This is a genomic window from Pseudomonas sp. SWRI68 (assembly GCF_014269165.1).
Taxonomy (GTDB): Bacteria; Pseudomonadota; Gammaproteobacteria; order Pseudomonadales; family Pseudomonadaceae; genus Aquipseudomonas; species Aquipseudomonas capeferrum.
In genome coordinates, this window is the sequence record NZ_JABWRU010000001.1 from 1 (window position 1) to 11,497 (window position 11,497).

The window sequence follows — 11,497 nt, forward strand, 5'->3', positions numbered from 1 at the left end:
TCGACTTTGCTGTCGGGACGCATCATGGCGGACTGGCTCCAGAAAGAAATCGGGAGCGCAGCATCGGGCTTCAGGTAGTCGCTTGGAATGTGGGCTTCATGGAGCGGACACCTATCACGTACCCGGTAACACACGGCGACTGGATGCCTTTCGCCGTGAAGTGATCGGCGCGTGGAGACATGCTCTTAAACGGCGAAGTCAGCGGCACCGTCTGAACTGGGAACGCATGGCTACGTTGGCCCGGCTATTCATATCCTATCCAAGAGAGCTACCAATGCATCCGCATCCCATAACCCGCTTCGGCGTCAAAACCCAAGGCAGGAGCCGTATGCGGTAGTTCTGCACGTACGGATCTGTGCGGGGGGGGCAGGTGACTGCCATTCCTACCGCGACCAGCAGAACGCCATCGAGCGGCTGTTTGGTTGGCTGAAGGAGCACCGCCGCTTGGTAAACTGTTACTGCAATGGTCACGTTAGCTTGCTAGAAAGCGAGTCTGAGCTGTTTGATATTACAAGTGCGTAGCGATTTGCTATGTGCCATCTGGGGTGTTTGCCTTAGGCCCAGGAGTGAATTTTGACTCTATCCCGTTTCTCACCGATTGAGCGTCTGGAAAGGCATCGCTCATGAGATTCGTCGCGTTGTGTAGTGTGTCAGCGGCTAGCGAAACCGTTGTAGTCATGTAGTCAAGATCAGCTTGGTTGGGTAGTCCGGAGCCGCGCACGTTGTCCTCCGCCGTTGTAAATGACATGGGAAGAACGTGCGAGTATTGAGAAAGCAGATTCCAGACCGCGTAGAAACTTGCCTTGTCTAGCCCTGCGTACGCATACTCGATGATCTCGTCCCGAGTCGAAATAGTGACGTTGTCCCCCGCTAGGCTGCGCTTTTTGGTTTTTCCGTCCAACGCTTGAAACCATGGATTTGGGCCAAGCCTTTCACGGAGTTCATCTGCTTGGCGTATCCAATCTGCTGCTGCTTCCTCTGCCCTGACCCTGGTCATCATCTCCGCTCTACGCGAGTGGTCGTTGATGTATAGGACAAACAATCTTGCAGACCACTCCGCGTTGCAGGATGGGGTTTTAGCCAGATACCGAAACAGTAAATACCCTTCAAGAAGTGCTCTTGAGTGCCCTGCAATGCAGGCAAAGTCCCAGTTTTCGAAGTCCGACACTACCCATCGGGATCTAGGTAGTGCGCAGATCATTGCCATAGAGTGGGCGCATAGCCTTTTGAATACTTGAGCGGAAAACCCCATGTGCGGATCGGAGCTCTCTTCGCGGATAGCCTGACTCACTGCCATCGCCTCACAGGTGGCAACGTCTAGCTTCAAGAGCGCGTCGTTGTAGTCATCGTCTGTGCACTTCAGGTCCATCGGGTATGGCGGTTCGTTCACTTGTGCGGCTCCGTGGAGGTGGAGGTTGCTACTCCCCGCATTGACTACGAATACGTAACACAGTATCGGTTGAGCAGTGCGCGTGTCTGGCTGTCGCACGGATAGGGCCGTAGCGCCTGCACCGGATTGTTTAGCTTTACCATACGGAGCATGCTGAAACCTTTAGTATACGTGAACGTCGTAGCCTAGCGCCCTCAACCCCTTACTGGTTCTGCCGTTACGTGGCGGGCACAACTCGGGACGAGCCCATCCTGCAAGTTCTGCGATTTGATTGTTCCCAAAATGAGGGAATCTTCTTGCTGAGCTATGCACTACCTCAAACAGCCTTGCCGGAATGTCACTTGGAGAGCCGCCATCAAGCACAAAGGCTAAGATGTCTAAGACTGTTTCATCCCTTTCATTTTTCTGGCTAAATAGCGCCTTGGCGAATGCATTAACACGCTGCGCCTCAGTGACGACCTGCACTTCCCTCAGACCTAACTCCTCAAGCCTCATTCGACGCACGTGGTCTACGGTCGAGTGGTTGGCCTGCAGAACCTCAGAGAACTCCTCTAGTGAAAGAAACCTTACCTTATTCTTTTCTAGATAACGACGTATGACAGGGGCTCGGACGTGGCAATTCACGTCTTCACTGGATGGAGGCGCGTCCAGCTCAGACCACCACTTCAGCGCAGCCAGCATGCTTGCGGTTGGATCTTTCCTATTTTTCTGATAGTGCTCATCATATGGGTGACGAACTCCATCAACCACTTTATTGTAGTAGAAGGCGTGTAGAAACTGGTCCGCTTGCCAAGCCGCAGGCACATCTTGACTGAGCCACCTTGGACGATAATCCGGGGCTTTTTCCGCAATATCTCGCAAAACGGAGAGGCCGTTGCGCCATTCCTTAATGAAAGATTCCTTGCGAATATCAAACGCTTTATCGGAGCTCGTAAACGCCGGTCCTTCCCACCTTTTGATGCTCCTCAAACTCTCCGACCCGCGCTCAATTTTTTGCAGGTCTTTTTCTCTGAGTCTAAGAATCCTCTCTTGTTCTTGGATTATTTCCTCCGTCAACTGTTGTGCCGCATCGCAGGAAATCAAGGATTCAAAGAATCCCTCTATATCAATTATTTGTCCATTGGCCTCTAGGTCCTGCTCTGGGATAAAAACGCCGAACTCAATATTGGTGACCCAGGCACGGTCAGTGAGATTTGCGGAGCCAATATATACGCCATAGTTCTTCCACCAAATTACCTTGGCGTGAAGGACATCCGGAATAAGAAAGCAGAATATATTGTTCCCGCTGTTTCGAAGCAAGAATCTAAGGAGACGAGGATCTACCGGAACCGTATGGTCGTATCGCATCCATATGTCAAGTCTACGCCCGTGTTTCACACAATTCTCCACGAGAGTAGTTTCATCACTCCCGTAAGCAATAGCTGCGCGAACCCAATCAATTTGAACACTTTCGTCGGGAAGCGCATTTCTGAGAAAGTTTCCATTCAGTTTGTTTGCGTAGAACTTCATTTTTCCCTCCGTGGCAAAATGCTGGTGTCTGCCGGGTGATCAAGCTAAACGAGCAAAGCCGACGGACCAGCCCTGAGGGTACGAAGTAGTCGGCAGTGTGTCTACGTTCAGTTGAGGTTTAGCGTTTCCGTCCTGAATGACACCTTATGGCCGATCGCCGCCCTCCACCAAGAGCCGCTTTGGGTCGTTTCTGCCGTTCCTTACGTACCACTTGAAGGGGGTTGGAGGAGCCTCCGCAGTTCCCGATTTGGTTCCACTGAAAGCCATAACTAGCTGATTTTTTTATAGATACCCTATGAGGTACATCAAAAAATCCACCAAATTCCAGCCCCGCGAAAACCGGGCCCTCACGGCCAACAACCGTCCGCCTGTCTCCGGCACCACATTCAGATTGGCCAATGGCGATTTTTCGCTTGTTGGCCCTGCTAAAAAGCCCGCCTTGTGCGGGTTTTTTTGTGGCTGTTTTTACGCTGTTGATCTGCGTGCTTTTGACTTGAGAGGGCGCGGTTTTCCACTTAGCGTTACAGACTTTTCTAGATAGTGGGTATCTGTTGATTCGGTTTGGACCAATGTTTACGGGGGGCAAAGCCGATTTTTTTCTAGATAACGTTTTTTCCGTTTAGAGATAATTTTGAGATGACCCAGTTTTTTCACTACGACCTGCTGCTGAGTTATTCCGCAGACTGAGGTTGGAGGGAAACACCCCAGTCCAAGTGTCCTAGCTGGGAGCAGTGTTGTACGAATTGGCAATGGCGGAGTAGAACGTCTCGACCACTGTGGTTGAGGTCAAACGTCTTTTGTTCTGTAGGCCAGCGGCGAAGGCTGTGATAATGGAAGGCAATGACAAAGGCCATGCCATGCTGACCATCTCGAATAACGTGCATCTGCCAGATGCCGACATCGAACTGACATACATCCGCGCGCAAGGCGCAGGCGGGCAGAATGTCAACAAGGTGTCCAGCGCCGTGCACCTGCGCTTCGACATTCCCGCCTCGTCGCTGCCCGAGTTTTACAAGGAGCGGCTGCTGGCGCTGCGTGACAGTCGCATCACCGGTGACGGCGTGTTGATCATCAAAGCCCAGCAGTACCGCACCCAGGAGCAGAACCGCGCTGACGCACTGGCGCGTCTTGCCGAGTTGATCATCACTGCCGGCAAGACCGAGAAGAAACGCCGCCCCACCAAACCGACTCTCGGCTCGAAGACCCGCCGCCTCGAAGGAAAAGCCAGGCGCAGTACTGTCAAGGCGGGGCGGGGTAAGGTGGAGTTCTAGTGCGGTGTTTCAGAAGTATCAATGAAAATTGCTCAAGGCCCGTGCCGCACGAGCGACTGAGGCCAGGATGTCCTCGGCTTTTTTAAGGGGGGGATGCCTGGAAATTGTATTCGGGGCAACCAGGTGCCTGGCTTGGCATTTTCAGCGCCTATCAGATCCGGCGCCGCCCGCGCGGCGCATCGCGAGCAAGCTCGCTCCACATCTGTTTCGGGCCAGTATCGCCTGTGCCAGCGCGCGCGACCGCCTTGTTTGTACGACACAATATTGAGGCGGACGCTAAGGGGCCGCGCGCCAATGCCTCAGGAATAACTGGCCCGAAACGGATGTAGGAGCGAGCTTGCTCGCGATGCGCCGCGCGGGCGGCGCTCGATCTCCGCCCTACCTCCAAGCCAAAGACAGGCACCTAGCCGCCATCACCCTATCTCCCGACAAGCACATAGCAGCCTCACTTCTCCAACATTCCGTGAAGAACCATAAAAAAGCCGAGGACATCCTGGCCTCAGTCGCTCGTGCGGCACGGGCCTTGAGCAATTTTCATTGGTACTTCTGAAAACACCGCACTAGGGTAAGCAGCAGTAATCACGCCTCATCAGATGCACTGTTAGCCTTCGCCCGATTCACCTTCCAAGGCAACGCCGGCTGAGCACGTACTTTCTTGTATTTTCCCCTTGCAAACATGTACGTCTGCAGCTCCATGAAATGACGGCTACGACCAGACAGCTCGTACGTAATCAGGAACACCATCAGTGGCTTGTCCGCGTCCTGCCACTGTGTGTGGATTCGCTCCAGCGTGAGCGCGATGTCTTCTGTCCTGCTATAGCCGATGAAGGTCTGGAACACTGCTTTGCCGGCGCGCTCAAGCAGCTTGGAAATCTCATTGATATCCGTATGTGCCCGTTTCCATTCCCACTCGACGAACGAAAGTGTGTCGCCTTCTGGATACCGCAGCACAGCGTCGGTGCGTCCACCTTGTTCAAACAACGCCCTTGCGCCAAGAAGCGTTGCGCACTGACGCACTACCAATCCAAGGTGAATTGTCCAGTCGGCGCGCCCCGCTAGATCGTTTGCCTCGGTAACCGGAAAATCGCGGTACCACAAACAGTTGAATAGCGTAATGAAATCCCGTTCGACTCGCTTCATAACCGTTCTCATCGTTGTGTATGACTCAACGAGCTTTAACGGCTGTCAGGGTGAAATGTTGAGCGTGAATAGCCATGGTCCATCATCCTCCCTGCCTTGCACGCTACGGTTTTGTTTCCCTGTGCATTCGTACAAAACAATGGGACGTTTCCCACAACCAAGAACCTTGCCCTACCCGAAACGAGACGATAAATTCCCTAAGTCGCGGCAAATTCCGTGACCGGGCGTAGGAACCCGTTGGTAAACTTGGCGCATGCACTAGGCGCCCCTGCACCACAGCTGGCGCTTTTTTTGTGCCTGCCGTGCTGTGTCATGGCGGCTGTGTGTGGGCAGGCTTCGGCCTGGCCGGGTTTCCAAGTTTCCCGGTATTCCTACCCCATGCACAGCTGCCACCCAATCCCGTAGGAAGGATCGTGGCAGCTCCAATTAAAACTTGGAGTCTCATGCATGCTCACCTTAAATCCATCAAGGATCCTCGCATTCGTTCTCCGCCGCCGCCCCGCGCCGGCCCGCACCCCCCACCGTTTCTACCCCATCGACACCCATTCCTGCGCCACCTCCACCCCCCAGGAGGCCCTCCATGACTGACCACGAACGCCTCGCCACCATCCAAAGCTACGCCTGGACCCTCGAGCTGCTAGGCGAAGCCTTGGTCCAGCACGACGAGATGCTGGAGTGCGAACACAACCCGCAGCTGAGTTTTCGCAACACGGCTGGTATCCATCAGGCGATTCGGATTATCAGCCGGTTGGCCAGTGAGCAGTGTGGGAAGGTGATGGAGCTCAATGGGCAGGATCCGGGCGATTAGCTGGCCCGGTGCGAGCGGGTTTACCCGCGAAGCAGGCACTGTGGTGGATGGCACGGGCTTCGCCCGTGTTCGCGGGGCAAGCCCGCTCCCACGGGGGGCATGGCTGTTTTGGAAGTTTGAGCAAGGCAGTTGTGCCCACAAAGGCCAGCCTGGGTATTCGGGTATTCCAGGCTGGCACGGGCTTTAGAAGTCCCAGCGGGTAGTAACCATGACGTTGCGCGGTTCGCCGTAAATGGCCGAGTTATAGAAGCCGACGTTGGTGTAGTAGTACTTGTCGAAGAGGTTGTTGACGTTAAGCGTCGCCGACAAGTTCTGGGTGATCTGGTAGCGGGTCATCAGGTCCACCACCCAGTACGATTCCTGGGTGACGTCCTCGTTCACGCCTTTGGGGCTGTTCCAGATCTGCTGCCAGGCCTTGTTCTGCCAGCGTGCGCCACCGCCAAGGGTGATCTTGTCCAGGTCACCGGTGAGCTTGTAGGTGGTGTAGAGGCTGAACTGGTCTTCGGGCTCGAAGGTCGACAGCTTCACGTCGTTGCTGTCGCGCACCACCTTGTGCGTGTAGCCGCCTTGCACCTGCCAGCCTGGGGCCAGTTCGCCGGACACTTCCAGCTCGTAGCCCTTGGTGGTCGCCTTGCTGCCCTTGAACGCGTAGTTGGATGGGGTAGGGGTCAGGTTGTTGTAGGCGTCGTCCGGCACCGAGCGGTTGGTTTCCTTGACCTCGAAGTAGGCCAGGCTGGCGTTCAGGCGGCCGTCGAAGAACTCGCCCTTGACCCCGATTTCGTAGTTCTCGCCTTCGTCCGGCTCGATCAGTTTGTTGTCGCGGTCGCGGTTGTAGTTTTCCTGCGGCATGAACACGTCGGTGTAGCTGGCGTAGACCGAGAAGTTTTCATTCAGGTCGTAGATGGCGCCAGCATAGGGTATGAAGCGTCCGGACTCGGTGTAGGTCGGGGTCAGGCCGGTCAGGCTGTAGTTGACCACGCGGCCGCCCAGCAGCACTTTCAGGTCGTCGGTGACGTTCAGGCGGGTGGTGAGGTAGACGCCGGTCTGGCGGATCACGTCATCGGTGCGCTGCGACACCGGCCCCCAGTCGGGCTTGGGCAGGTTGCCGTGCCAGTTGTTGTAGTCCACGCGGTTGGGTACCGAAAAGGTTTCGTCCCAGTAACCCTTGCCATCCCGCTCAGCCGACGGGTATCAACCACTGGGTGGCCTTTTAGCCCTGGCAGGCAATACTTCTGTGTATACGCAGGCGTGTTCCTGGTGGCGCGCGCCGCTGGGAGGTGTCAGGTGAACAAATTATCCATTGTGGGTGCCGGCTTGGTCGGCGAGGCGGCGGCTCAGGTCATCGCCCGGGATGAGTTGTGCCGTGAGTTGATGTTGATCGATGTGCAGGGTGAGTTGGCACAGGGCAAGGCGCTGGATATCTGGCAGGCGGCGGTCGAGTCGGGTTCCGATACCCGGGTTCAGGGCGGGGCCAAGGCCGAAATGCTGGCGGGGTCTGAGCTGGTGGTGATTACGGCAGGGGTGCCGCGCAAGCCTGGCCAGTCGCGCCAGGATGTATTGAGCATCAACCTGCCCATTCTCGACGGCATCCTGCTGGACATCAAACAACATGCGCCGGCGGCGACGGTGTTGGTGGTGTCGAACCCCGTCGATGTGCTGACCTATCGTGCCTGGTCGCGCAGCGGGCTGGGCCGCAACAAGGTGTTCGGGCAGGCGGGGGTGTTGGATACCGCGCGCATGAAGTGTTTCATTGCCGAGGAAACGGGGTTTTCCGCTCGGGACATCACCGCCCTGGTGCTGGGCGGGCATGGCGACAGCATGGTGCCGCTGATGCGCTACTGCGCGGTCGGGTCGGTGCCATTGGCGCACTTCCTGTCCAGTAACCAGATAGAGCGCATCGTGCAGCGCACCCGCCAGGGTGGCGGCGAGATTCTGGGGCTGAAGAAGCTGGGCAGTGCCTGCGACGCGCCGGGCGTGGCCATCGCGCAGATGGTGGATGCGATCGCCAATGGGCGAAATCGCATTTTGCCAGCGGTCGCAGTGCTGGAGGGCGAGTACGGGCGCACAGGTATTGCCATGGGTGTGCCTTGTGTACTGGCTGGGGAGGGGATTGCGCGGGTCATCGAGTTGCCGCTGGATGCGCAGGAGCAGGCGATGTTCGACCACTCTGCAGACCAGGTGCTGCGCGATATCGCTGAAATGAATGCGCTATGAACGGGGTGCAGGGCTCTGACAGGGTCGCAGGGCGCAGCGGCTCAAGGGCCCTGACTGACTGGCGTAGCGTTTGAGCAATCAGCGCACGAGCGCCGGCACGACGCGCACGTAAATCAACTCCCCCACCAACTCCACCAGCGTCTGGGTAATCACCGCCGCTGCCGCCAGCCCGCGCAGGTCTGCTGGCAACGCCAGCGCCAGCGGCAGCACCACCAGCGAGTTGCGGGTGGCCGCACTGAAGGTCACCGACCTCACCTCGGCCACCGGCAAACGCATCAGCCGCGCCGTGGCAAAGCCGATCAGCGGCGCCAGCAGCATGAAGCCGATGTACACCGGGATCACCGGCAGCAAGCGCGCCAAGTCATGCAGCACGGCAGCGATCTGCGAGCCGATCACCACCATCAGCACCAGTGCCATCGCCGGTACCGGCAGCCACGCCCAGGCGTCGTTCCATGCCGCTGCCACACGTGAGCGACGGGCGCTGGCGCTGGTCAGCACGGCGAGCAGCAGCGGCAACACGATCAACAGGGCAAACGCTTCCACGAATGGGGTGATGGCAATCGCCACCTCGCCGCCGTCACCCAACATCAACCCCAGGTACACCGGCAACAGCAGCAGTTGCACCAGCAACAGCACCGGCGTTGCGGCGAGTGTCTGGCGTGAGTCGCCTTTGCCGATATGGGTGAACACCACCACGTAGTCGATGCACGGTGTCAGCAACACCAACAGGGCCCCGATCAGGATGGCCGGGTGCGCGACCAGGCCGCGGGTGATCGCCCATACCAGCAGTGGCACAAGGATGAAGTTGGCCACCAGCAGCGCACTGATGAAGCGGCGGTTGCCAAGGCCCTGGCGCAGGTCGAGAAAGGGGATCTGCAGAAACATCGCGTACATCAGCACGGCAATGGCAGGGGTGATCAGGGCTTGCAGGGGGTGAGCGGCGTCAGGGGCCAGCAGGCCGAAGGCCGCGGCAACCAGCACGGCAGCAAAGTAGAGCGGGATCTGGTGGGTTTCGAGTTGCTCTCTGGTCAAGGCAGGGTCCTGTGCGCGCTCGGTGGTCGAAGCGGCACAGGGTAATACGTGGGGCGCGTGCAGGCGACATCAGGTGTCGAGCCAGTCCACCCCGCGTTGTTCGATCAACAGGCTCAAGGTGCATGGCTGGGCCTCGGCATAACACGCCAGAAAGCCGCCGACAGGGTATAGGTTGTGAATTTCCAGAGGGTGGCCATCGCTGCTGATCAACTGGATTTCGCGGCGGCCATCTTCGAGCAGTGTCAGGTCGAAGGCGCTGCCGGTTTGCACATCGATCAGGCTCCACACGCTGGGCTCCTTCGACGTTGAGGTTCTGAGGGTCACCTGCCCATCGACGTTCGTGAACACGCTTTTACCCAGATGAGGGCCGCTGCGCACATACAGCCTGTAACCGGCATCGCTGTGGCGAAAGTACAGCAGTAGCGCACAGGGCGTGGCGCCCTTGTCGAACGTGATCAGCCCTGACTCCTTGCCGTGCTGCCAGTCTTCTTCCGTGCCGTTGAGCATGCCCAGCGCCCGGGCTCCGTCAAACGCATGGCCTGGTGCATAGCGTGGTGTGACCAGGTTCACTGGCCCTGTGGTCAGGCAGTCCAGGCTGTTCACCGGTGATTCGGCTATCTGCAGGGTAGCCGTGAAAGAACGCGCTACATGATCCGCCATGGAAGGCCTCCGGTTTGGCGTGGGGGAGGCCGCAGGCTAGGTCGTCTTGGGGTGGCTACCCAGCTGGAACAGGTTCCGCGAAGCTGTGCAAAACGAAAAAGCCCGGCACAAGGCCGGGCTTTTCACATCAGGCTAACGCCAATCAGTTGCCGTAAACCGGCAGCTTCTTGCAGATGGCCTTGACCTTCTCACGCACGGCGTCGATCACCGCTTCGTTGTTCAGGTCGGCCAGGATGTCGCAGATCCAGCCGGCCAGTTCCTTGCACTCGGCTTCCTTGAAGCCACGGGTGGTCACAGCCGGGGTGCCGAAACGCAGGCCCGAAGTGACGAACGGGGAACGTGGGTCGTTCGGTACCGAGTTCTTGTTCACGGTGATGAAGGCTTTGCCCAGTGCGGCGTCGGCGTCCTTACCGGAGATTTCCTGCTTGATCAGCGACAGCAGGAACAGGTGGTTCTGGGTGCCGCCGGAAACGACGTCGAAACCACGCTCGATGAACACGCTGGCCATGGCCTGGGCGTTTTTCACCACTTGCTGCTGGTACGCCTTGAACTCAGGCTGCAGGGCTTCTTTGAAGCAGATGGCCTTGGCGGCGATCACGTGCTCCAGCGGGCCGCCCTGGGCGCCTGGGAAGACGGCGGAGTTCAGCTTCTTCTCGATGTCGGCGTTGGCACGGGCCAGGATCAGGCCGCCACGTGGACCGCGCAGGGTCTTGTGGGTGGTGGTGGTGACCACGTCGGCGAACGGCACTGGGTTGGGGTACACGCCAGCGGCAACCAGGCCGGCAACGTGGGCCATGTCGACGAACAGGTAGGCACCGACCTTGTCGGCGATTTCGCGGAAGCGTGGGAAGTCCAGCACTTGCGAGTAGGCCGAGAAGCCGGCAACGATCATCTTCGGCTTGTGTTCGACAGCCAGGCGCTCGACTTCGTCGTAGTCGATCAGGCCGTTGCCGTCGATGCCGTACTGGATGGCGTTGTACAGCTTGCCCGAGGAGCTGACGCTGGCGCCGTGGGTCAGGTGGCCGCCGTGGGCCAGGCTCATGCCCAGGATGGTGTCACCGGCCGACAGCAGGGCCAGGTAGACCGCGGCGTTGGCTTGGGAGCCAGCGTGCGGCTGAACGTTGGCGTAGTCGGCGCCGAACAGCTCTTTGGCGCGGTCGATGGCCAGTTGCTCGACCACGTCGACGTACTCGCAACCACCGTAGTAGCGCTTGCCTGGGTAGCCTTCGGCGTACTTGTTGGTCAGTACCGAACCCTGGGCTTCCATGACAGCCGGGCTGGTGTAGTTTTCCGAAGCGATCAGCTCGATATGCTCTTCCTGGCGCAGAGCTTCTTGCTGCATGGCTTCGAAGAGCTCGGCGTCGTACTTGGCAATGGTCAAATCACGGCTGAACATGGCGGTCCTCAAGGATCGGGCTGAATTGGGGGGGCATTCTAACCGATTGCTTCGCGCCTGGCATATGAAGTGACGTC

The 11,497-nt window shown here is 58.1% G+C and carries 9 protein-coding genes and 1 pseudogene; 3 read left to right on the plus strand and 7 right to left on the minus strand.

Features of this window, described 5'->3' with window-relative positions:
• Positions 1-529 precede the first annotated feature (529 nt).
• Together HU770_RS00005 and HU770_RS00010 are read right to left on the minus strand one after the other, a co-directional pair.
• Complete coding sequence (locus HU770_RS00005) at positions 530-1,390, minus strand: hypothetical protein (RefSeq protein WP_186662850.1); 861 nt, start codon at positions 1,388-1,390, stop codon at positions 530-532.
• Between the two features lie 162 nt (positions 1,391-1,552).
• Positions 1,553-2,899, minus strand: a complete 1,347-nt coding sequence (locus HU770_RS00010; protein WP_186662851.1) for a phospholipase D family protein — start codon at positions 2,897-2,899, stop codon at positions 1,553-1,555.
• 857 nt (positions 2,900-3,756) lie between these two features.
• On the opposite strand from HU770_RS00010, the gene arfB reads away from it, so the two are divergent.
• Entirely contained in the window at positions 3,757-4,170 is a 414-nt protein-coding gene (gene arfB, locus HU770_RS00015) for an alternative ribosome rescue aminoacyl-tRNA hydrolase ArfB (RefSeq protein ID WP_033701529.1), read from the plus strand.
• A 579-nt stretch (positions 4,171-4,749) separates the two neighbouring features.
• Here arfB and HU770_RS00020 read toward each other — a convergent pair.
• Positions 4,750-5,310 (minus strand): hypothetical protein, encoded by a 561-nt coding sequence (locus HU770_RS00020; RefSeq protein ID WP_177447937.1) that lies wholly within the window; start codon positions 5,308-5,310, stop codon positions 4,750-4,752.
• Between the two features lie 580 nt (positions 5,311-5,890).
• On the opposite strand from HU770_RS00020, the gene HU770_RS00025 reads away from it, so the two are divergent.
• On the plus strand, positions 5,891-6,118 hold the full coding sequence (locus HU770_RS00025) for a hypothetical protein (RefSeq protein WP_095063997.1): 228 nt from the start codon (positions 5,891-5,893) through the stop codon (positions 6,116-6,118).
• A gap of 183 nt (positions 6,119-6,301) precedes the next feature.
• On the opposite strand, the pseudogene HU770_RS00030 reads toward HU770_RS00025, so the two are convergent.
• Positions 6,302-7,288, minus strand: a pseudogene (locus HU770_RS00030) (TonB-dependent receptor); the annotation flags it as partial.
• 114 nt (positions 7,289-7,402) lie between these two features.
• Between HU770_RS00030 and HU770_RS00035 the strand changes: the two are divergent.
• Positions 7,403-8,332: a malate dehydrogenase gene (locus HU770_RS00035; protein ID WP_186662852.1), complete on the plus strand. Its 930-nt coding sequence runs from the start codon at positions 7,403-7,405 to the stop codon at positions 8,330-8,332.
• Positions 8,333-8,410: 78 nt separating this feature from the next.
• Here the strand turns inward: HU770_RS00035 and HU770_RS00040 are convergent, their stop codons facing one another.
• The 3 genes from HU770_RS00040 to glyA form a co-directional block, all read right to left on the minus strand.
• Positions 8,411-9,364, minus strand: coding sequence for a bile acid:sodium symporter (locus HU770_RS00040; RefSeq protein ID WP_186662853.1), 954 nt, complete (start codon positions 9,362-9,364; stop codon positions 8,411-8,413).
• Between the two features lie 69 nt (positions 9,365-9,433).
• Positions 9,434-10,024: a hypothetical protein gene (locus HU770_RS00045; RefSeq protein ID WP_186662854.1), complete on the minus strand. Its 591-nt coding sequence runs from the start codon at positions 10,022-10,024 to the stop codon at positions 9,434-9,436.
• Between the two features lie 142 nt (positions 10,025-10,166).
• On the minus strand, positions 10,167-11,420 hold the full coding sequence (glyA, locus tag HU770_RS00050) for a serine hydroxymethyltransferase (RefSeq protein ID WP_033701398.1): 1,254 nt from the start codon (positions 11,418-11,420) through the stop codon (positions 10,167-10,169).
• Between the last annotated feature and the right edge of the window lie 77 nt (positions 11,421-11,497).